The sequence below is a fragment of the Fibrella aquatica genome (assembly GCF_041321135.1).
In the GTDB taxonomy this organism is placed as follows: Bacteria; Bacteroidota; Bacteroidia; order Cytophagales; family Spirosomataceae; genus Fibrella; species Fibrella aquatica.
Map to the genome: position 1 here is coordinate 40,744 of NZ_JBGGWF010000004.1, position 21,196 is coordinate 61,939.

Genomic DNA, 21,196 nt, shown 5'->3' on the forward strand with positions numbered 1-21,196 from the left:
TTTCTACAACTAGTTAAATAACTGACAAACAGATTATTATCTTGCATCATTGATTGATAACAGACAGGTTAGTTTGACCCGCGACAGGCAGTTTACTGACAAAAATCAGGCGTAGATTTCGTGGTGCGGCTTTATCCCCACTACAACCCAAACAACGTACCCAGCATGCGGGCAAATTCGCTCTGAAACGGGGCTTCTATCGTGACTGCTTCGCCGGTAGTGGGGTGCGTGAACTGGAGCTGCCGGGCATGCAACAGCATGGTGTTCATGTTAAACTGCTCCAGAAAAAGCTTATTCTGTTTGTTGCATCCATGCGGACGATCACCAATGATGGGGTGGAAAATATGGGCCATGTGCTTCCTGAGTTGGTGCATGCGACCGGTAGTAGGCGTAAGTTCGACCAGCGAATAACGCGACGTGTCATGCTTACCGAATGGAACAGGCACCTCTGCCCGGTGCAACGTTTTCAGGGCCGTAAACGCATCTTGCAATGTACCCAGCTTTCCGTCGCCATCATCGCGCCGGAGGGGGTAGTCGATATCCAGCTCGTCGGGGGTGTAGCCGCGCACAATGGCCAGGTACGTCTTGTGTACCTGCCCCTCGGCAAACTGCTGTTGCAGGGCAGAATTCAGGGCTTCGGTGAGGGCAAAGAGCAACACGCCCCCCGTTTTACGATCGAGACGGTGGACGGGATACACCCGCTGCCCCAGCTGATCACGGAGCCGCTGTACGGCAAACTCACTGGCATCGGCCGCGATGAACGATCGGTGTACCAACAGCCCGTGTGGTTTGTTGATGGCTACCAGCCCGTCGGCCTGATGCAGAATGTCCAGATCAGCCATTTACGCGGGGAAGCCGGCATCGGCCTTTATTTCTTCAATCTGTTTGCGATGCCGCTCGCCGTGTGAAGCCAGCGCCAGAACCGCCTGAAACGCATCTAACGTACCCAGAAACGGGTGCTGAAAATAATGCGTCCGGTAATCATCGGTGGTCGTTTCAACATATTCGATCGTGTCGGCGCGCTGTTGCTCGAACACCGCCATCGCCGTTTCTACGTCGGCATAACGGCCCGTTGGCACAAATTGGGGCGGTGCAGGTGCCGCCGTTCCCCGGCCACGAACGGCCCGGATCACAAACACATCCGACACCTGAATAGTAGCCCGTTTGGCTTCGTCGGCGGGTGCGGTCATGGCCAGTTGAATACTTTTAAATATACCCCGATCTACCAGCACAATATGCTCGACGCACTCGGCAACCGACCAGCGATCGGGGGCGGGTTTGTAGTGCTGTTGCGCGGGGGAAAGCCCTTTGAGCGATTCCCGCAGACTATCGCGGGTACTAATCAGGGCCTCCAGGGCGTAGGTACGTTCGGCTTCGGTAACTGGACCGGTGATGCTCGACGGGTGACGATCTTCCATAAGGCCGAAAGTACGGAAGTTAGTTTCAAGAAATGAGTTTGATGTTTTGAGTTTGATGTTCGACGTGCGCTGATTAATCATTTGGTAACTAGTGCCTGTTACTTTAGTTGTTTAGATAAGCAGCGCTTTTGTCATCCCGACGACAAAAGCGTTGCACACCAACATCTAGAAAACTAACCCACAAGTGTACCAAAGGATGCGCGAAGCAACTTTAGACTTTGAACATTAAACCTCCCCCCATGCACACCCCCTCCCCCGGCCGGCTGGTCGCTTTGATTGCGCTTTTTTTGACGCTACTTTCTACCCACACGTTTGGCATTTCGCTGACCAGTAAACGGTTTAAGGATATTCCGTACAAAGCGGCAACCACGGCTGGTTTCAACGCCGAAAAGCATATCCTGGATGTGTATCGGCCCAACAAAAAATCGGACACCCCCTCCCCCGTTGTCGTGTTTATTCACGGCGGAAACTGGAACAGCGGCAGTAAAAACATCTACTGGTTTATCGGCCGTCGACTGGCCAAACAGGGCGTGGTGGCCGTGGTGATCAGCTACCGGCTGGCGCCCGCCGTACAGGTTCCCGCCATGGCCAACGATTGCGCCCACGCCGTTGCCTGGACCGCCCGGCACATCGCCGACTATGGTGGCGACCCTAACCGTATTTACGTAATGGGCCATTCGGCTGGCGGCGGACTAGCTGCTTTGCTGGCCGTAGACAATGCGCTCTTCGCGTCGATTGGTCTGCCTAACAATCCGGTGAAAGGGGCCATTCTGAATGATCCGGCGGGGATCAACATGTACGATTACCTGAAAAAAATGGAGTTCCCCAGCGACCGGCAGTATTTGGCTTCCTTCGGCAAAGACCCCGACGGCTGGCGGGCCATGTCGCCGCTTTTCCAGGTAGAAAAAGGCACACCGCCTATGTTGCTGTATACCGGTGGCAAAACATACCCCAGCATCATTCGGGGCACCGAAGAACTCCACGCCCGATTGCAGGCCGTTGGCACCCAAAGCCAGTACACGGTCATGCCCGGTAAAGAACACGTCCCCATGGTGAAACAGCTCTTCTGGAAACGCAACCAGATCTATCGGGAGGCGTTGGAGTTTATGAAATAGTTTGTGGTTTGAGGTTTGTGGTTGCGCTGCTTATCGAGATCGGTGAGTTAGCAACGCAACCACAAACCTCAAACAACAAACCACTTTAAAACCCCACCACATACCCCACATACGGGTAGGCGCGGTAGCTGATCTGGTTGTAATTGAAGGAATAGAGTGTGTTGAGGGCGGTCAGAACGCCGAGGTCGAAGGCGTGGCGGCGGCTCTTGATGCGCAGGGCACCCGACAGGCGGGCTACCGGGCCGTATGACGACTTGACCTTGATGGCGTTGTCGCTGATGAACGACAACGATGGGCTGAGGTACTGAATCGTTCCTACCGTCAGGGCATTTTCGGTCAGCAGCCCACCCCTGTTATCGCCTACCGGGAAAGTATACCCCAACGTCACGTGACTACGCGCATCGCCGAAGGAGGTCAACACCTGCCCCAGCCACGTTGTCTGTGTAGACAGTATAAAATCAGGGCTTTGTATCTGCGCCATCACACCGGCTCCGATCCGCAGTTTGGCGCCAATCGGAATACCGACTCGGGAGTATACCTGCGTGCCGAAATCGGTATTGGTGTAGATGGCGTCGCTGACCAACTCAGATGTGAGGAACAGACGCGTCAGCAGGGGGTTGGCGATTACGCCCACACTCCAGCCGTTGGTGATGCCAAATTCCAGTTCGTTGCGAATCACGTTGGTGTTGCGGTAAAAAACCTCGCCTCCCCGAGGCATATAGGCTGTTCTGGCGTTCAGCAGGTACGGTATCGCCAACGGAAGGTCAACCTGTAACCTGCCGGGAATCGTAATGGTGGTATCGGGCGGGGGAGCGATCGACGTGCGGCTCAGAATATCACCGGGGTCGATGTAGGTTTGGGTGCCGTTGAGTTGCCGGACTACCACCGCTAACGGCGTTTGCCGCACAATTTGCCCGTACACGGTAGACCCGTCTTTCAGGCTAAATGCCAACATGCCCTCACCCGGCCGGGTCGACTCTCGGGGGAGGGTTACTTCCCGCCGCACAATCTGGTACGGTTCCAGGTACGTCAGGTCACCGTTTCGTTTCCGAACCACCACCACACTGCTATCTTCCCGCACCAGCCGCCCCGATACAACGGAACTGTCGGACAGGATAAAATACAGCGTGGGCGTACTGTTTCGTTTCGACTGAGCCGTAAGGGGCTGTAAACTGCCCAGAAGGAGCAGCGAGATAAGTAGCGTTTTCACACGTTGAGGAATAGGGAATAATGTGGCTGGCAATATAGTAGATAATTGCTACCCCACCCCCGGCCCCTCCCCTTAAACAAGGGGAGGGGAGCAATGCTCCGCTTACAGGCGAAGCTACTGTAGAGCAACTCCCTCCCGTTAGACATGCGGAGCAATGCTCCGCTTACAGGCGAAGCTACTGTAGAGCATCTCCCCTCCCCTTGTTTAAGGGGAGGGGCCGGGGCGGTCCGACGTATCGGTGGGGTCCTACTCCGCCACTAATCGCAGTATGCGGCCGGGGTTTTCTACCGATACGTAGATGCTTCCATCGGGGGCCTGTTTTACGTTGCGGATGCGGTTGCCTTCCAGCAATTTCGATTCGCGCACTACCCGGTTGCCATCCAGTTCCAGCCGACTCAGGTACGTTAAGGCCAGACCGCCAACCAACAGGTTGCCTTTCCAGCTTTTAAACGAATCGCTCGTGATAAAGGTCATCCCGCAAGGACCCATCGACGGTGTCCAGGTATAAATGGGCGCTTCAATGCCTTCCCTCGTCGGCGAAGCAGAAATGACGCTGCCATCATAGTTGACACCGTTCGACACCAGGGGCCATCCGTAGTTTCTCGACCGCTGCACAATGTTCAGCTCATCGCCGCCTTTCGCGCCGTGCTCGGTCTCCCAGAGATCACCGGTTCCGGGGTGCAACGCCAGCCCCTGCGGATTCCGGTGGCCGTATGAATAAAGCGTTGTGCCAACCGTGTTGCCCGGCAGCACCGGATTATCAGACGGAACGGCTCCGGCATCGGTCATGCGGTGGACTTTACCCCATTCGGTCTTTACATTCTGTCCGTTCTGATTGGGCGACGAAGCTCCGCCCTGACTAGAGGGACCGCCCTCCCCTACGCTCAGGTACAGCATGCCGTTACGGTCGAACTCGATCCGGCTTCCGTAATGCCCTTTCCACTGATTGGTGGCCGCCGTGGTAAAGATCGTTTGCACGTCTGTCAGCGCATTGCCGGTTACTTTGAACCGGATCAAATTCAACTTTGTGTTCGATGTCCCGGTGGCCGTAGCAGCATACGAGGCGTATACCCAACCGTTCGCCGCATAGTTTGGATGCACCCGAATATCCAGCAGTCCGCCCTGCGACTGGGTGTTGATGTCGGTGGGGAGGCCCGTCAGTTCGGTCACGGTTTCGCCGGTGCGGCGGTACATACGCCCCCGTTTTTCGCCAAAGAGCAGATCGCCGTTGGGCAGAAAATCCATACCCCACACAATGTCGTAACCCGTCAATAGGGTCTGGGTACGTACCGTTGGCGTGCCCACCGGCGCGGTGATCAGCGTATCGCCGGTATCGACGATTTCGGTTTGTTTGCAAGCCGTAAAATTCAGCGCAGCCACGGCGCAACATGCAGCTAGCAGAGATGATGAGTACTTCATAACATTTTGAGTTTACAGTTTACTGTTTGCCGTTTACAGTTGCTTCGCTTAGACACATATCAAGATGTAGCAGCGCAACAGAAGACTGTAAACGGTAAACAGTAAACTTTACATTTCAACGTTATTCCCCCGCTCAATGTTGGCTATTGCCTAAAATCCGCCCCTTTTCCGAAACCTATCGGGGCAAAGTGGTCTTATTGGTTTGTGGTTTGTCGTTTTGGGTTTGTAGTTGCGCTGCTGACCATGAAGCTTGGTGAGTCATCAGTTGTTTTGTCATCCCGACGACAGGAGGGATCTTGGCGTTCCTACTGGAAGGGTCAGGCGCTACCTGAAGGAATGCCAAGATCCCTCCTGTCGTCGGGATGACAAAAGCGCTGCTGATTCACAAATCCCGGTGAATCAGCAGCGCAACTACAAACATCAAACGACAAACCACAAACTAATCGTTAAAACACACTATGGCAGATCATATCAGAACCGCTCTTGTTACAGGGGGCTCAAAAGGCATTGGCTACGGAGTAGCGGAAGCACTCGTTAAGGCAGGCGTGAAAGTGGCCGTTACCAGCCGCTCGCAGGAAGCCGCCGATAAAGCAGCACAACAACTCAACACGATTAAGGAAGGATACGCCATCGGGATGGCTGCCGACGTGCGCGACCTGGCTTCGCAACAGGCGGTGGTCGACAAGATCGTATCGGAATGGGGACGACTCGATTACGTGATCGCCAACGCCGGCGTGGGTCACTTCGCGCCCATTCAGGAACTGACCCCGGAACAATGGCAGGAAACCATCGACATCAACCTGACGGGGGTGTTCAACTCGGCCAAAGCATCGATTGCGGCCCTGAAAGAAACAGCAGGGTATTTCATCAGCATCGCCAGTTTGGCGGGCACCAATTTCTTCGAGAAAGGATCGGCTTATAACGCCAGTAAATTCGGACTGGTCGGCTTCTCACAAGCCATCATGCTCGACCTGCGGAGCGAAGGTATCAAGGTCAGCACCATCATGCCCGGCTCCGTAGCGACCGAGTTCGGCGACCACACGCCCTCCGACGCCGACGCCTGGAAGATTCAGCCCGAAGACATCGGTAAACTGGTCATCGACCTCCTCAGCATGCATCCCCGCACGCTACCCAGCAAAATCGAAGTACGGCCAACGATTCCGGGAGGGAAGAAATAGAGTTTGTGGTTTGTTGTCTGTGGTTTGTCGTTGCGTTGCCAATCAACGGAAAGGCTAATCAGCAGCGCAACGACAAACCACAGACGATCCCGGGAGGGAAGAAATAGAGTTTGTGGTTTGTTGTCTGTGGTTTGTCGTTGCGTTGCCAATCAACGGAAAGGCTGATCAGCAGCGCAACGACAAACCACAGACGATTCCGGGAGGGAAGAAATAAAGTTTGTAGTTTGTCGTCTGTGGTTTGTCGTTGCGTTGCCAATCAACGGAAAGGCTGATCAGCAGCGCAACGACAAACCACAGACAACAAACCACAAACTCTATTTTCTCCCCCCGAAGAACCGTAACAAATACAGGAACAGGTTGACGAAGTCGAGGTAGAGGCGGAGGGCGCCCATGATGGCTCCTTTACGGTCCGATTCGGCGTCAGTGGTGCCAACGGCGTATTGCTCCTTGATCTTCTGCGTGTCGTAGGCCGTTAAGCCCGTGAAGATCAGCACACCCAGAAAACTGGTGATCCAGCTGACAGCCTCATTTTGCAGAAATAGATTGACCACCGACGCGATGATCAGGCCTATCAGCGCCATCATCAGCAGACTACCCATGCGGGTTAAATCGGTTTTCGTGAAATAGCCATAGACACTCATGGCTCCGAACGTCAGCGAGGTGATAAAAAATGTGGAGGCGATCGATGAGCCGGTGTAAATAAGGAAGATGCTCGCCATCGTCAGGCCGTTGAGGGCCGAATAGGCAATGAATACCGCCGTTACCGTCAGCGCCGTCATCCGGTTAATCATCGACGACAGGCCAATGACCATCAATACCTGAACAATGAGCAAGCCGTAGAAAACAAACCGGTTGCCGAAGATCAAACCCAGCAACGTTTCCGATGAGGCGGTGTAGATCGAGACCACCGCCGTTAGCAGCAGCGCTACGCTCATCCAGCCATACACCTGGGTCATGAAAGCCGCCTGCTCGCGTTCAACGTCTTCCGGTGTGATGTATCTTGATTGTACTCTGGGTTGATTCTGATTATTCATGAGGCGTAATTTAGTGAGTGCTTGATATAGTAACACAATTCATGACCAGATTGACATGAAAAAAAGAAATAAGTTTCAAGTTTCACCTCGCCACCAGCATCCGGGTTGATAACCGCTGATCGCTTGTCTTGACGGTTACCACATACGTACCTGCGGCTAGTGCTCGCACGGTGAGGCTCAGTGCCTGGTCGGATACGCGACTGACGGGTACGTTCGTGGCACGTCCCGCCTGATCGTATACCTCCACCGTCTGCACACCCGCCGACAGGGCCTCCCCTTCCAGTGTGACCTGATCGGAGGCCGGGTTGGGATACAGCCGGAACGGAGCCACCAGTGGTTCGGTAGCCGTGATGATCTGTTGGAACACCGGCACGATGTTGTAGCTTTTCTGTAAGATCGACGTCACCTCCGGACTACCCGCCCCCAGCCAGTCGGTGAGCATGGCGGCGTAGACTTGCCGGAAATCGGTCTGCAGCTTGATGTTGTTGTTTTCCAGATCCGACAGGTTGGGGTTCTGACCGATCACGCTTGTTTTCACCCCCTTTCCAAACACAAACAACGGCGCGGCTATGCCGTGATCGGTGCCCAGACTGGCATTGGAGATCGCCCGTCGACCGAACTCCGAGAAGGTCATGCCCGCCACCCGGTCTTCGGTGCCCTGAATGCGCAGATCGTCCTGAAACGCCTTTATCGCCTCGGAGAGCTGACGCATCAGGGTCGCATGAGTGCCAATGGTTTTGTCGGTGGCGTCGGTCTGATTGGCGTGCGTGTCGAAACCGCCGATGGTGACGTAATACACCCGCGTCTGCAGGCCGCCGTGAATGAGGCGCGACACGATTTTAAGCTGATCGGCCAGGCTGTTTCCAGTCGGGAACGCCACAAAATTTTTCCCTTTCCCCGCCGCCGTCTTGATCTGCGCGGCATACGCCACCGACGACAGTTGCTGCTGCCGGATGTAACTGATGTGTTTACCGGCGGGCGTGTTGGGGGGCGGGGCCAGATCGATCGCCGGTTTATCGCCTACCAATTGGGCAAACGTATCCGGGTTGGGAATCGCCACGGCCATGGGACCACCCGGCCCGGCCAGCGCCGTGGAGGTGATGTAGCCGATCTGAATCGCCAGCGGGTCAGGTACGTTGCTGTTGGGATAGCCCGTGGGGTAACCCGGCCATTCCGACTCCAGGTAGCGGCCCGCCCAGCCGGTAGTCAGTAACTGATTGGCGTTGGCGGCGGTGAACCAGATGTCGTTGGCCCTGAAATGCGAAAAACTGGGCGTGGGGTACGACACGCTGTGGACGATCGACAACTTCCCGTCGTTGTACATGCTCTGCAAGCCCGTCATGGCCGGATGCAGACCCGTTGCCCGGTTGTTGGTCAGCTTCAGCACCTTGTTTTCCGGCAGGGCGATGTTGCTCCGCAGGGCGTTGTACCGGCTCATCTGATCGAGCGGAATAACCATGTTCAGCCCGTCGTTGCCGCCGTTGAGCTGGATCATCACCAGCACCCGGTCCGTTTTCGTGGCCAGTTGAATCAGCGTTTGCATAAACGCCGAGTTAGGCGCCCCAAACGCTTTCGCCCCAAACCCATCAATCAGAACGGGCAGCAGCAACGAAGCAGACGCATGTTGAAGAAAATGTCGACGATCCATGGGGAGAAGGGGAAAGGGGGTTCAATGTTTAATGTCTAAGGTTTAAAGTTGCTTCGCGCCCCGTGCCCTTCGACAGGCTCAGGGTGACATCAATCATCTGGGTGTTCAGTCTAACATCTTTTAGTTTCCTGTCACCCTGAGCCTGTCGAAGGGCACGTAGCACGAAGCCTACCTCGCGAAGCAACTTTGAACATTAAACATTGAACTAATTTAGTTGATACTCCGCCAGGCGGAACATGTATTGGAGGGTGGTGTTGAGTTTCATGCTGACGGCCATTTGCTTGTTTTTGTTCGTGGCGTCGTTGATGTAGTCATACCATTCTACCGCCCACTCGTAGCGCGGCAGGCCCGATACCAGCACGTTGTCGATCAGGAAATCGCGCTGGGCTTTGGTGAGGTCAACGGCGTAGAACAGGGCCGCCCATTCGTCGATCAGCTTCACCGGGTCGGCGGGGTCTGAAGTCTGTTTGGCCAAAGCAATGGTATCCAGCGTGAGTTTGTCGGCTCCGTACTTCACCGTTCCGCCGGTCAGCAGATCAGTGTAGTAGCCGCGCAGGGCCAGCGTGGTGCTGTTGATCCAGAGGTCGTAGAAACCGGTATCGTAATACGGGGGCCAGCCAAAGACACTGGGCTGATTCATCACGTCGAGCTGCTGCTCCCGGTTGCGGGCCTGCACAAACGTCATCAGCTGCGTAAACCCGGTGTTGTTGGTTACGGCATCGGGCGCTTTAATGCCGAAATAGCGCAACGTACCCAGGTTTAACTCGAGGGGTGATTTCACAATGGCCCCACGCAGCGCGTCGTCGTAAAAATGCTGACTCGTCAGCAGGGCCGTCACCACCGGTTTCAGCTCGTAGTTGCCCTGCCTGAATACCTTCGCCAGCGGCTCGATGAAATCCCGTTCCAGCGCCGGCGTGATGTCTGAGTTGATGAACCAGCGGTACAGTTTCCGCACCAGGTAACGCGCCGTTTCGGGTTGCGCCAGTATCATTTCGATCAGTTCGGCCAGTTCCTCATCCCCCGCCGTTGCGCCCGACCGCCCCTTGATGACCCGGTTCTGATACGAAGCCGAAAAAACCTTGTCGGTGGTGTCGTGCTGGGCGCTTCTGAACGTAACGGCAATGGTGGGCGTGGTGGTGTTGCGGTAGCCGCTGTCGACCCAGCCGGTAAGCACGCGGGAGGCCGCTTTCACATCCTCTTCGGTGTAGTTGCCCACGCCAATGGTAAACAGCTCCTGCAACTCCCGCGCGTAGTTTTCGTTGGGTTTTCCCACCACATTCTGATTGCCGTTGAGGTACCGCAGCATGGCCGCATCTTTGGTCATCTCGATCACGAACGCCTGGAAATTACCCAGCGCATGCCGACGAAGCAGCACGTTCTGCCGGTAGATATACCGCGCATCGTTTACGTCGTTGAAAGTCGACACGAAGTGATTCTGCCAGAAAAGCGTCATCTTCTCCGTCAGCGACGGGGCTTCGTTTACCATCAGCCCGAGCCACCAGTACTTGGTGGCGTTCTGCCACACGGTCTGCTGCGCCGTCACAAACGCCAGCGTATCGAACGGCTTCAGGGTGGTCGGGTCTACCGGGGGCGACGGCAACGCGGTCGGGGTCATGAGCAATGACAGGGCCACCTGCGGCGTTATCCCCGTAAACAGTGCAATCTGCTCCGGCGACGGACCAAACGTAGCCCGCCGCAACAAATGCGCCGCCTGCCGGGCAGTTAATGGGGATGTATAGGAATCAAGCAGAGCCATTTAGTGGATTGATTACCAGAATAATGGCCGAAAGGTAAGTATTAAAGTCCAAGGTCTAATGTTCAATGTCTAAAGTTGCGCTGCCCTGGTTTTACCCCCAACCCGAAACGTCGGACCGCCCTGAAGGGGACTAAAGCTCCGCGATGTAGAGAAGCAGCGCATTAGCCCCCTTCAGGGCGGCCCGACGTTTCGGGTTGGGGGTAAACACTAAACATCAAACGCAAAACGTAGTTTTGTACTAATGCGCATCACCAGCCTTTGGCACCGTTTATTTCCAACCCGTTCCGGCTCGACTGATCAGCCGGTGGAATGTCCCTGGCAGGTCGATATGCACTCGCACCTGATTCCCGATATCGACGATGGCGTGAAAAGCCTCGACGAAACGCTGATCTGCCTGAAGCAATTTGCCGAATGGGGCATCCGGAAGGTGATTACGACCCCCCACGTCAGCCGCGATTGGTACCCCAACACGCCCGCCATCATGCAGGAGGGACTGGCCCGTGTACAGGCGCTCATCGACGAGCATCAACTGCCCATCACCCTGGAACTCGCCGCCGAATACCTGCTCGACGATTTCTTCATCGAACAGCTTAATCGGGGCGAACTGCTCACCTTCGGCGAAAAACGCTACCTGCTCGTTGAAACCGGCTGGTCGGCTCCCCCCTACCAGTTGACCGATATGCTGTTTCGGATTCAAACCCGGGGGTACGTACCTGTGTTGGCCCATCCCGAACGCTACAAATACTACCATACCGACCGGGAGGCACTCGCCCAGCTCCGCGAAACGGGCTGTCTGTTTCAGCTAAACTGGATGTCGCTCAGCGGCCGCTACGGCTCGCAGGTAGAACGACAGGCCCGTTTCCTGCTGGAACGCAAATGGGTCAGCTTCATCGGCAGCGACCTCCACCGCTCCCATGACCTGAAAACCATGAAAAACCTTCTCAACCAGGCAGACCTCCAACTCCTCAGCGAACAACCCCTGCTGAATACGTCATTACTGGATTAAGCAAAGGGCAGTTCACCGCTAAGCCTTATTTAATAGAAACATTATCTAGTCCGCCTCTATCCGGACCAGCTCGATATTCACCCCGTATCTTAAGGCCACTCACTTTTGAGAGTACTTTCAGAAAATCTTCTTTTGATGCTTTTTGGCTCCCTTTTTTCCAACCGCTGACTTCATCCAGCTTTACTAAATAAGATGTCCAGGTTGTAGCCGGATTGTAGCTAGTGTTGTAAACCAGTGTAATAATGCCATCTGTTAACACGATATCATCCCCGTTAAACTGAGAATCTATAGCCGACTGTTTAAGGTCAAAGCTGAGCGACTTACCATACCCTCTCTTTGCTTCGAGGAGCATATGCTCTGGCGCGATGAAATACCAAGCTTCCGTAGCGTTATCTACAGCAGCTACAAACCCACCGGGATTTCCTCCGGAAGCGTTATAGTAACTAACAGCGTCAGGGCTCACCTTCCAGCCCTGGTTGTCTGCATCAAATCTGTCGAAGATCGGCATAGGATTCGTCAGATAGACAAGGTCTTTACATCCAACAAATGCTAACGGTATGATTCCACAGAAAGCCTTAAAGACATAGCGAGCTATTGTGGTTCGGATATAAAGCATTTTATTACTGACGAGTTGAATAAAAACTTAATAGTACCTGTTCAAATGAACATATACATACCAAAGTTCCACAACCAAAACTACGTAACTGTCGATATGTGACTTCTACCTTAACCGTTGCTATTTTCTAGCAAAGGGTGTTTCCACCTACGTACTCCCCAATCCCCATCCTTTGTATCGAAGCAATACACCAATGGTGGCACTCCATAAATGGCAATGAACTCCTGTTAACTACAATAGCAACCAACAAAGTGCCAACCAAACAGCTAAGCCTCCATGATCTTGAGCCCAATTTATACTGGCCCCCAAAACCTAACGTACCTGTCCGGTGGCAGATGGCGGGGCTACAGGGCGAAACGTGTCAGAAACAATAGTCGGTTTAACCAGTCTTTGCAAATGCCCCAAAAACCGGCTCAGTGTCGTCTCTTTATTCAGGTACGTCTCCGCATACTGCCGGGCGTTGATCCGATAAGTTGTTAAGTCAGTCGTAAAGGCGGTCGACAGGGCTGCTACCAGCGACTCAACAGATTCCGGTTCGATCAGAATGCCCATCTTGTGCTTGCCAACAACGTCGTGTAGCGTAGTGCCTGGTACTGCTGAAACAAGCGCACAGCCCCCCGCCGCCAGAATCCCGGTCAGCTTGGAAGGAAGCACCAGATCAGAAGCTGATTTTCTCTGAAGAACCAGATGAATATCCGCCGTAGCTAACAGGGCGGCCAACTTATTGTAAGGTTGCAGGGGATAGAATCGTACATTCGTTAAGCCACTGTTTTCCACCAGTGCCTCCAATTTACGCTTACCTCCACCCGAGCCGAAAATCAGGAATTTGACCTCAGGCTGAGCCGAGAAGGATTTAGCGGCATCAATGATGATCTCCAATCCCTGCTTCTCGCCTAAACTGCCTGAGTAGAGAACAATCTTATCTGACAATGATAAGCCCAGCTCATGACGTAATGATTGTGCCGGCGACAAGGGTTTTATAAAATCGCCATCTACCCAATTGGGAAACAGCACACAGTCGGCGGTAAGGCTTTTCTTTTGCTCCACCTTCCGGACCATTCCCTCGCTGATCGTTGATACTACAGTGGCACTTTTCAGAATGAATGCCTCGACTTTAAACATGAGATTCAAAAAGCGGGCGTTTTTGATCATCCCCAAATCTTTTGCCATGTCGATCTGCAAATCCTGAATGTGACACCACAACGGCACCCGGCGCAACTTGCTGTAAAAAACCGGAAGCAGCCCCAAATGAAAAGGAGGAGCCAGGCAGATCACTACATCGTAGCGCTTCCCGAAAAAGATGGGCAACCAGTAGAACAGGCTGCTGAGTACAAATGAGAACTCGTGCAGAATACGCTTGGGTGATGTCACATGCTCAGGTACGTAGAATGGACAACGGTGTACGTTGGCACCATCTATCTGCTCGGTAAACCACCACTTTCCTTTATGCGAGTCATGAACCGCCCATTCCGGATAATAGGGCATCGTGGTAATCACATCGACCTCCTGCACCTGCTGAGCCAGCCAGCTGCCCATTTCACCGGTATACTTACCAATGCCTGTTAACTCCGGTGAATAGTTGATGCCGTAGATCAAGATTCTCATATACTATCACTTAAAAATATCCCTCCTATTTTCAATCAAATAAACCAGGCCAGGCAGACCCAAACCAATACAGGCGCCTACGCTTCCCCAACAAATATCGCCCCAATCGAAATGTCGATGAGGCAATATTAATTGGCCAATCTCGGCGATACTGACTACAGCAACGAGTACCAACCATACAGCCAGCCAACTCGAACAGGTACGTTTACTCATTAGCAACCACAGCCCACTCAAAAAGCCAAGTATTCCGAGGGGAACGGCTGTTCTGACATTCATATTTGCCGTACTATCTGTCCATCGGGTAAGCCAGCGGGGTAGAATACCATAAACACCCAGATTGGGCGTAGGCAACCAGCTGAGATAACAGACACCAATAACCCCAACACTCAGAATAAGAAGAATTGGGAGGTAACGCATATTGCTGAGTATAGAAGGTTAAAGAATGCGAAACTCGCTACTTAGTATTGGCAGCCGCTAACTCTTCCGTTTTCAATACAATGAAGTATTCATATACCGCCTGAAGCAGCGCATAAGTCATGCCCGCATGACCGTCTAAAAAGCCTCTTCGCCAAATAGCCAGATAAAACCATTTCACTAGCGGACGTCCGGGCATTTTGTAGAAAATCCCCTTCTGATGATACCGCCGCTCGCTAAAATCTTTGCTGAACATCGCTTTCTGCATGGAAAAGGCGGTGCCTTTATCAATGTCCTGCATGCGCATGGAAGCTTCCAGATCAGCATACCCTAAGTGACGTTGCCACCAATACCGAAACCCTTTACTGAATGGGTAATGGTCCAGAAAGCCTGATAACCGCAAAACGCCCCCATCCGGAATCGAGACCGGGTTTACCAGCCGCTCATAGCGCATTTTGGCAGGGCGGAACAAGCGCATGTAGTACGGAGACATTTGCGCGTGTTTTAACCACCTGCCGTTCCAGGCAAAATCACGCCGCTGAATTTCGTAAGCAGCTATAGTAGCATCTGCCGGTTCAAGTGTAAGCAACGCATTTTTCAACTCGGGTGAAACTCGTTCGTCGGCATCGATATACAGTACCCACTCATGCTTAAACGGTATGTTAGCCATTCCCCAATTCTGATGAGCGGACCAATTATCGAACTTCCGCTGAGTGACTATGGCACCGGCATTTTTTGCGATAGCCAGCGTTTTATCATCGCTGAACGAATCAAATACATGTATATCATCTGCCCAGGCAACTGATGAGAGGCAACCAGGCAAATCCTGTTCCTCATTTTTCGTTAGAATAAGCACTGATACCATAATGACTAAATGTTCTAAGGATTAACTATGAATACCACGTTGGATCTTCGGCCCAGTGACCGGAACTGACCAGATGACATAATTGCCGCAAAAGCGTTAGTCGACAGCAACTGCCTCAATTGAGGCTTCGGGTTGAAATTCTCTCTTTTTAAGCGGCTTACAGGGATGCCCAGCACACACCATCCAGGCAGGCATATCTTTTGTCACAACAGATCGCGCCCCCACCACACAACCTTCACCAATCGTGACGCCCGGATGGACAAATGCTTCTGCGGCTACCCAGGCATAATCACCAATTTCAATGGGGAATGTGATCAGTGGATGGCCCTGTAATGTGTAATCATGGGTACCAGTACAGATATATGTACCCTGTGAGATAATGGCTCGCTTACCAACCTTGACTTTCCCCTGTGAATACAGCTCGACACCATTGGCGATACCACATTCGTCGCCGAGGTCAAGATTCCAGGGTGCCCAAATCTTAACGCCAGGATAAACATGGACATTCCGTCCAATTGTAGCCCCAAAACACCTTAACAGGAACGACCGCCAACGATGGAAAGGATTAGGTGTGATCTTGAAAAGTAACACGTACGAAATATTCCAGATGACACGAGCTATCCTATTCTTTAAAGGAAAGGAAGGACCATTGTACGTATCCTTGTTATGAGATGATGACATAAACATCAGTCTACGAATGAGCGATTAAAAATTACACCTATCAGTTATTAATACCGACAAACCGACTATATTCTTCCAGATAAGCAGTAGCGATTATCTTTTCTGAAAAGCATTCAGTAATTTTTGATTTACCAGTTTTATTAATCAAATCTCTTTTTGCGACATCAAGGACTGCTGTTTCGAGAGTTTTGACTATGGAATTAACATTCAATTCAGACACCCATCCTAAATCTGTTTTATTGACGAAGCCTGCTAACCCAATATTTTCAGAAAGTAATACAGGCGTTCCAACATATAATGACTCGATGACTACGTTAGCAAAATTCTCATTAAAAGAGGTGAGTACAAATAAATCAGCATTAGCCAGTTCGACAAACTTCTGCGTCTTATCCATCCAGCCCAGCCACTCAATTGATGAGTCAATATGTAATGAAGAAGCTATTTTCTTTAAATCTTGAATGTAGCTTTCTTCGCCTGAACCGGCAATACGCAATCTAATAGAAATCTTAAGGAGAGAAATCGCTTCAAACAAAAGTTCAAGCCCTTTCTTTGGATGAATTCTTGATAGGAAAACCAAAGTAAATATTTCATTACCTGATCTGGGCGGAGTTAACTCGGGAAGTTTTATAAGATTAGGCAGTAAGAATCCTTGCCAATCCTGAATTAAGTTCTGGCATTCGATGTATTCTCCCTCAGCTGTTGCATGGAAAAGAGATTTCTGTAACGCTGAGCGACCAATGTATTTATGAATAGCTTTTTTTAAAGTGCCGTGCGTTTTAGTCATGATATATTGACTGAGCATACCTCGGGGAGATATAACAACCTTGGCCTTTTTCATATGGCATATAGCTGCCGAGATCACCACGAGGGGATTCCACCAGGAATGAATATGGATAACGTCGTATTTGTCACATTCCTTAAATAAGCTCAACCACAAACTGGGCGATACATGCGTATTACCTTTAGTTATGCGGTTAAAATAAGTAACGCTCACTCCATCCACCAAAAGTGGCTCGCCTACTCTCACATCAAGCTCTACGTCGCCATTAGCTGTCGTCGTAAAAACGGACACTTCATTATTCGAACTGATTAATGCTTCGCATAGGCTAGCAACCGACTCAATAGGACCACCGTAAATGTAAGCCGGTTTGTATGATGGTACAACGTGGAGTATTTTCATGTTACGGGGTATTGCTTAAATAACTTTATGACAAAATATCTTCAATCAATTAATTGGATTGAGTAGCATAAATTTTAGTATATATAGAAACCAGCTCACTTATACTCTCAACTGAACTAAATCTACGTGCATTTTCAATTCCAGCCTCAACTATTTTCTTTCGCTGTTCAGAAGTAAAACTGACAGAATCATTAAGAACGCCAGATGTGATAGATAACCAAGACATAAGTTGATCTTCTTGATGTGGTCGCTTAGGTATAAGCAAAGCAGCATTACCAGCAACTTCAGTCATAGGAGCTTCATTTGTAGTTATCACAGGGCAACCTGTTGTCATTGCTTCGGCGATAGGCCACCCAAATCCTTCGGCAAGTGAGGGAAATAGAAAAACAGAAGCACCAGCATATGCATCAACTACATGATCGTCATCAAGATTGGTCAAAAAATAAATATCTTTCTTATAAACAGAGTTCTGAACAACAAGCAGTAAATCGTTATTAGGCTTTTGACCAATCATAATTAGTGGAAGAGCGTTTTGATATTTTTCCCTCCAAAAACTATAGATTTCAATTACCCCTCTTCTATTTTTATACCATTGATTTCCACCTACATGTAAAATATAGCCTTTTCTAAAATCTATATCAAACTTAACACTAAGAGTCTCTCTTGACAATAAAATATCTCTTTGCTCAAATACAGTGTTTACACTATTATAAACTATTTCAGAAATATCAGGAGTAAAATTCAGGAATCTATGTAGATCAGATCTTGTTTTTGCTGAAACAGATATAAAATTTTTACCTCTCCTAAATCCGCGTCTAATGTAAGCCTGATATAGTCTCCCTGATAAACTAGTAGGATTTTCTAGAACCTCTCCAAGTGCTGATTGCTGGGCCAAAAAATCATGACAATGAATAACATGAGGATACTCATTTAGCAAAGTAACCCACGGGCCCTGCGCATGATCTGTAAATACAAATATTGATTGACTTGATACGCTATTTGCTCTTTTTCTTATTTGACTAGGAAAAACAATATATTGATCTATATATCCCATCCACTTCTTTAACCAGTGATGTTTAAATATATTATAAAACTTAGCTTCAGGAGACCAAATCTCTACATTAAAACCACGTTCCTTTAATTTATTTGATAGCATTACTACGTATCTGGGCATGCTAAGCGAATTCATAAAAGAAGGATGTGATAGTAAAATAATATTCATAATATCATTCTTATATAAGTCAAATCAGAAATCGTGCAGGTATTTATAACAAGGCAATTAAACGAGGAAAATAAAACTTAGACTGATGTCATAAGTAAATTCTATGCTAAGCAGTTGGCAATGATTTTTTGACATATAGGTTCATTAAGAACACCTAACTCGCGTACGCGGCGAAACCCAGCTTCACGTATATCATTACGCAGTTTGTCATCTTTAAGAAGCTTTAAACACACATCGGCGCACTCTGAAGAGTCATTCCAAAAAACAGCTTCGTGCCCCTCGAGATAAAATTTTTCGTGTTCAACTGTACGTTCAGCACACAATAAACCACCTATATATGGTATCTCGAAAGAACGCATAGTGTGTAAATCTCTATTACCTTTAGATAATAAGCCTAGGCAGATTTTTGCACCTTGAATAGCAGCAACGTAGTCCTTACCACTTAAAGCACTACCTCTGTGAAACGGTTTAATCGCGTTCCACAAAGGAGATTTGTACCACCGATCTCCCCAGATGCTTAGCGGAACACCTCGATTAATCAAGTCAAGCAAAAACTCATCTCTATTCTCATGCCGCATCCAAGTACCAATAAAGGCAACATCAGAATGAAATTTTTTTGGAATATCTTCAGCTTTGTCAAAGGGATGATTAGCAACCTCATCGCATGACATAGTTACTTTTAATACGTTTTTGGCCCCTAGAGCTTTAAACTCATTTATGTTCACTTCTCTCATAACAACACAAAGATCATAGAGCTTAATTGCACTCAATAGTGAGCCAAATCGCCCACCATCTCTACCACCAGTGGGATCATCATTATTGTATAAAATAACTGGACAATGGTTCATTTTTAGTATGGCAATACATTTAGACCCTAATAACTCTCCACTATTGACCCAAACTATATCGGGTTTTATTTCAGTAAAATTAATTTCTCTAATCCAATCAATTAAAATAGATTGTAGAAAACGGTAGCCAGATAAGTAATGAAACTTATTAGACAATGCAAGCTTCATTTTTTTTTCAACAATAACATAAGGATCTTTAATTATGACATTATTTCCTAGTCGTTCAAGAGCTTTAGCTCGCTGGTAAGAGCTTGTCTTGGGATTAGAATTACCTATATATATGATGTTTTTCATGACAAAGTAAACCAAATATTACGTAGAAATATGACCAGTTTTAGGAAAAAACCTAACCAAAAATAAAGAGACATTATACATGACAAAATAAAGAAAAATAGTTTGTATCCAACCTCTAAATAAAAAATTCGATATTAGTGTTATGCTCTCGCCAGGAAGAAATTGAAATACTGAAGTAATTACTATAAGAATACATAAGCTAAACTGAGGAAGCTTGCTAATTATATATTTATCCGGGGAAATATAATGCTTAGGGTAAGTAATGAATGTGTCAAGGAGTATATATACAGGTATCATGCCAATAAGTAATATAAAGAGATACCACCAGCCAAAAGCAGCCATACTGCTACCAGCTAAATGCCCAGTTCTTTTGCCTCCAATTGAGTTACTGTTACCCCTGCCAGATTTAAAATACATAAAATCCCCAAACGATCCAATATTAAGTGCTGACTTATCTATGTCTACACTCAATATTTGGAGAAGAGGACTTGGAAGAATAGCTAAAGCCCTATCAATAGTATAGTTATATATTACGGAATTATCTGTACTCAAAGTTTCTGCATCTAGTAAACTTGAATCATTAAACTTTAAATTACAAAATTTTGCCAAAAAAATATTATCCATATAATACTCATCCCATTCAAACTTCGAACTTATTACATTACTTGATTTTTCTGGGTATAAGTTATCACGTACATATATATCGTAAGTGTAATAAACAAAATCGAACTTAGATGTAAATGAACTTTTACTGGCCCTAGCAACAACCATAGCTTTACCCAAATCAGCAACCGGACCAGTAAAAAACCACAAAGCAAAAACCCCTAAAAATACATTTCTGGGAGTAATCACTTTAGGTCTTAATACACCTAACATCATGCCTAAGAACATTGAAAATCCAACAGATGTAAATCCTAGCATAAATGCTGAACGAATATTACTCCCAATGCTTACAATAAACAATACTAGTGTAAATGTCAATATTTTATACAATATTCCTTCCATTTTAGTGTTCTTTCGACCATATAAATTTCCTACTAATATAAAGTAAGGAGCATAGGTAAACGGGATCAAACCCTGAATAAACTTCAACCAAATATTTGATGTCATTTCGTCATTAACATCTGTAAAGAAATGGATATAAAACATACCAATTAGCCCTATCCATCCCATCACCCATAACTGAGAGTCCGTAGGCGGTGAATAGAAATGCTTCCGCTTTAAAAAAAATCGAATTGGTATCGAAAACTTACTAAAGCCATTTCTGTAAATAATATGAGATAAAATAATAGTGGATAGTATAAGTATTGAATGAACAAAAACTTCATTTGGCAATAATAAATTAAATGTAATTGGTTTATATTCTATTAATGAAAAAACAAGAGGAAAAAATAATTGCGTCACAAAAAAACCAATTATAACAAATGAAGATATAGGATTTAACCGCAATACGTTTGATTTCAATACAAATGTATTAAGAATTAAATGTGATAATACAACTACTGTAACAGCAACAACAGTGTTTAAAGAAGGAAAAATCAGAATTTGCAAAATAGAAAAAATACCAAGTATAAAAAAGGACCAAGTCACAATTTTATTAAGTAAACTAAACGGCATTTGTTTTTCTAGTTTACTCGTTTTAATATTATTCACAAAGATTTCGGTATGTGATAAAGTTTTCATAAGT

General features: G+C 48.6%; 19 protein-coding genes. 3 read left to right on the forward strand and 16 right to left on the reverse strand.

Translation table 11 applies throughout. The annotated features are described in order from the left end of the window. Positions 1 to 140: 140 nt before the first annotated feature. Both ACAW87_RS11035 and ACAW87_RS11040 read right to left on the reverse strand, forming a co-directional pair. Positions 141 to 842, reverse strand: a complete 702-nt coding sequence (locus ACAW87_RS11035; protein ID WP_370723451.1) for a pseudouridine synthase — start codon at positions 840 to 842, stop codon at positions 141 to 143. Continuing rightward, positions 843 to 1,418 carry a DinB family protein gene (locus tag ACAW87_RS11040; RefSeq protein WP_370723452.1) on the reverse strand — a complete coding sequence of 192 codons (576 nt, stop codon included), beginning with the start codon at positions 1,416 to 1,418 and terminating at the stop codon, positions 843 to 845. A gap of 239 nt (positions 1,419 to 1,657) precedes the next feature. On the opposite strand from ACAW87_RS11040, the gene ACAW87_RS11045 reads away from it, so the two are divergent. After that, the gene (locus ACAW87_RS11045) at positions 1,658 to 2,533 is read left to right on the forward strand and encodes an alpha/beta hydrolase (protein WP_370723453.1); all 876 of its coding nucleotides are present in this window, start codon (positions 1,658 to 1,660) and stop codon (positions 2,531 to 2,533) included. A gap of 85 nt (positions 2,534 to 2,618) precedes the next feature. On the opposite strand, the gene ACAW87_RS11050 is transcribed toward ACAW87_RS11045, so the two are convergent. Together ACAW87_RS11050 and ACAW87_RS11055 are read right to left on the reverse strand one after the other, a co-directional pair. After that, a complete protein-coding gene (locus tag ACAW87_RS11050; RefSeq protein WP_370723454.1) occupies positions 2,619 to 3,743 on the reverse strand; it encodes a hypothetical protein in 1,125 nt (374 codons plus the stop codon). Between the two features lie 246 nt (positions 3,744 to 3,989). Continuing rightward, positions 3,990 to 5,162, reverse strand: a complete 1,173-nt coding sequence (locus tag ACAW87_RS11055) for a PQQ-dependent sugar dehydrogenase (RefSeq protein WP_370723455.1) — start codon at positions 5,160 to 5,162, stop codon at positions 3,990 to 3,992. Positions 5,163 to 5,620: 458 nt separating this feature from the next. Here ACAW87_RS11055 and ACAW87_RS11060 point away from each other — a divergent pair, with 458 nt between their 5' ends. Then, entirely contained in the window at positions 5,621 to 6,340 is a 720-nt protein-coding gene (locus tag ACAW87_RS11060) for an SDR family oxidoreductase (protein WP_370723456.1), read from the forward strand. A 314-nt stretch (positions 6,341 to 6,654) separates the two neighbouring features. Here ACAW87_RS11060 and ACAW87_RS11065 read toward each other — a convergent pair whose 3' ends face one another. From ACAW87_RS11065 to ACAW87_RS11075, 3 genes are all read right to left on the reverse strand, one after another. Then, positions 6,655 to 7,374, reverse strand: coding sequence for a Bax inhibitor-1/YccA family protein (locus ACAW87_RS11065; protein WP_370723457.1), 720 nt, complete (start codon positions 7,372 to 7,374; stop codon positions 6,655 to 6,657). A gap of 82 nt (positions 7,375 to 7,456) precedes the next feature. After that, on the reverse strand, positions 7,457 to 9,022 hold the full coding sequence (locus tag ACAW87_RS11070) for a DUF1501 domain-containing protein (RefSeq protein ID WP_370723458.1): 1,566 nt from the start codon (positions 9,020 to 9,022) through the stop codon (positions 7,457 to 7,459). A 205-nt stretch (positions 9,023 to 9,227) separates the two neighbouring features. After that, positions 9,228 to 10,778 carry a DUF1800 domain-containing protein gene (locus ACAW87_RS11075; protein ID WP_370723459.1) on the reverse strand — a complete coding sequence of 517 codons (1,551 nt, stop codon included), beginning with the start codon at positions 10,776 to 10,778 and terminating at the stop codon, positions 9,228 to 9,230. 241 nt (positions 10,779 to 11,019) lie between these two features. Here ACAW87_RS11075 and ACAW87_RS11080 point away from each other — a divergent pair, with 241 nt between their 5' ends. Beyond that, positions 11,020 to 11,784 carry a tyrosine-protein phosphatase gene (locus ACAW87_RS11080; RefSeq protein ID WP_370723460.1) on the forward strand — a complete coding sequence of 255 codons (765 nt, stop codon included), beginning with the start codon at positions 11,020 to 11,022 and terminating at the stop codon, positions 11,782 to 11,784. A 25-nt stretch (positions 11,785 to 11,809) separates the two neighbouring features. On the opposite strand, the gene ACAW87_RS11085 is transcribed toward ACAW87_RS11080, so the two are convergent. From ACAW87_RS11085 to ACAW87_RS11125, 9 genes are all read right to left on the reverse strand, one after another. Next, the gene (locus tag ACAW87_RS11085; RefSeq protein WP_370723461.1) at positions 11,810 to 12,292 is read right to left on the reverse strand and encodes a laminin B domain-containing protein; all 483 of its coding nucleotides are present in this window, start codon (positions 12,290 to 12,292) and stop codon (positions 11,810 to 11,812) included. A gap of 420 nt (positions 12,293 to 12,712) precedes the next feature. Further along, on the reverse strand, positions 12,713 to 14,005 hold the full coding sequence (locus ACAW87_RS11090) for a WcaI family glycosyltransferase (RefSeq protein WP_370723462.1): 1,293 nt from the start codon (positions 14,003 to 14,005) through the stop codon (positions 12,713 to 12,715). Positions 14,006 to 14,011: 6 nt separating this feature from the next. Beyond that, entirely contained in the window at positions 14,012 to 14,422 is a 411-nt protein-coding gene (locus ACAW87_RS11095; RefSeq protein ID WP_370723463.1) for a VanZ family protein, read from the reverse strand. Positions 14,423 to 14,459: 37 nt separating this feature from the next. Continuing rightward, positions 14,460 to 15,284: a glycosyltransferase family 2 protein gene (locus ACAW87_RS11100; RefSeq protein ID WP_370723464.1), complete on the reverse strand. Its 825-nt coding sequence runs from the start codon at positions 15,282 to 15,284 to the stop codon at positions 14,460 to 14,462. 96 nt (positions 15,285 to 15,380) lie between these two features. Further along, a complete protein-coding gene (locus tag ACAW87_RS11105) occupies positions 15,381 to 15,965 on the reverse strand; it encodes a DapH/DapD/GlmU-related protein (protein ID WP_370723465.1) in 585 nt (194 codons plus the stop codon). A 40-nt stretch (positions 15,966 to 16,005) separates the two neighbouring features. Next, positions 16,006 to 17,145, reverse strand: coding sequence for an XrtY-associated glycosyltransferase XYAG1 (locus ACAW87_RS11110; RefSeq protein ID WP_370723466.1), 1,140 nt, complete (start codon positions 17,143 to 17,145; stop codon positions 16,006 to 16,008). A gap of 49 nt (positions 17,146 to 17,194) precedes the next feature. Continuing rightward, the gene (locus ACAW87_RS11115; protein ID WP_370723467.1) at positions 17,195 to 18,334 is read right to left on the reverse strand and encodes a glycosyltransferase; all 1,140 of its coding nucleotides are present in this window, start codon (positions 18,332 to 18,334) and stop codon (positions 17,195 to 17,197) included. Between the two features lie 134 nt (positions 18,335 to 18,468). Further along, on the reverse strand, positions 18,469 to 19,509 hold the full coding sequence (locus tag ACAW87_RS11120) for a CgeB family protein (protein WP_370723468.1): 1,041 nt from the start codon (positions 19,507 to 19,509) through the stop codon (positions 18,469 to 18,471). An 18-nt stretch (positions 19,510 to 19,527) separates the two neighbouring features. After that, positions 19,528 to 21,192 (reverse strand): hypothetical protein, encoded by a 1,665-nt coding sequence (locus tag ACAW87_RS11125; protein ID WP_370723469.1) that lies wholly within the window; start codon positions 21,190 to 21,192, stop codon positions 19,528 to 19,530. Positions 21,193 to 21,196 lie beyond the last annotated feature (4 nt).

Coding starts and splice junctions, on each gene's coding strand:
- ACAW87_RS11070 (WP_370723458.1), bottom strand. CDS start 9,022: ATGGATCGTCGACATTTTCTTCAACATGCGTCTGCTTCGTTGCTGCTG.
- ACAW87_RS11045 (WP_370723453.1), top strand. CDS start 1,658: ATGCACACCCCCTCCCCCGGCCGGCTGGTCGCTTTGATTGCGCTTTTT.
- ACAW87_RS11080 (WP_370723460.1), top strand. CDS start 11,020: ATGCGCATCACCAGCCTTTGGCACCGTTTATTTCCAACCCGTTCCGGC.
- ACAW87_RS11125 (WP_370723469.1), bottom strand. CDS start 21,192: ATGAAAACTTTATCACATACCGAAATCTTTGTGAATAATATTAAAACG.
- ACAW87_RS11040 (WP_370723452.1), bottom strand. CDS start 1,418: ATGGAAGATCGTCACCCGTCGAGCATCACCGGTCCAGTTACCGAAGCC.
- ACAW87_RS11100 (WP_370723464.1), bottom strand. CDS start 15,284: ATGGTATCAGTGCTTATTCTAACGAAAAATGAGGAACAGGATTTGCCT.
- ACAW87_RS11075 (WP_370723459.1), bottom strand. CDS start 10,778: ATGGCTCTGCTTGATTCCTATACATCCCCATTAACTGCCCGGCAGGCG.
- ACAW87_RS11065 (WP_370723457.1), bottom strand. CDS start 7,374: ATGAATAATCAGAATCAACCCAGAGTACAATCAAGATACATCACACCG.
- ACAW87_RS11085 (WP_370723461.1), bottom strand. CDS start 12,292: ATGCCGATCTTCGACAGATTTGATGCAGACAACCAGGGCTGGAAGGTG.
- ACAW87_RS11060 (WP_370723456.1), top strand. CDS start 5,621: ATGGCAGATCATATCAGAACCGCTCTTGTTACAGGGGGCTCAAAAGGC.
- ACAW87_RS11095 (WP_370723463.1), bottom strand. CDS start 14,422: ATGCGTTACCTCCCAATTCTTCTTATTCTGAGTGTTGGGGTTATTGGT.
- ACAW87_RS11035 (WP_370723451.1), bottom strand. CDS start 842: ATGGCTGATCTGGACATTCTGCATCAGGCCGACGGGCTGGTAGCCATC.
- ACAW87_RS11115 (WP_370723467.1), bottom strand. CDS start 18,334: ATGAATTCGCTTAGCATGCCCAGATACGTAGTAATGCTATCAAATAAA.
- ACAW87_RS11105 (WP_370723465.1), bottom strand. CDS start 15,965: ATGTCATCATCTCATAACAAGGATACGTACAATGGTCCTTCCTTTCCT.
- ACAW87_RS11110 (WP_370723466.1), bottom strand. CDS start 17,145: ATGAAAATACTCCACGTTGTACCATCATACAAACCGGCTTACATTTAC.
- ACAW87_RS11055 (WP_370723455.1), bottom strand. CDS start 5,162: ATGAAGTACTCATCATCTCTGCTAGCTGCATGTTGCGCCGTGGCTGCG.
- ACAW87_RS11090 (WP_370723462.1), bottom strand. CDS start 14,005: ATGAGAATCTTGATCTACGGCATCAACTATTCACCGGAGTTAACAGGC.
- ACAW87_RS11120 (WP_370723468.1), bottom strand. CDS start 19,509: ATGAAAAACATCATATATATAGGTAATTCTAATCCCAAGACAAGCTCT.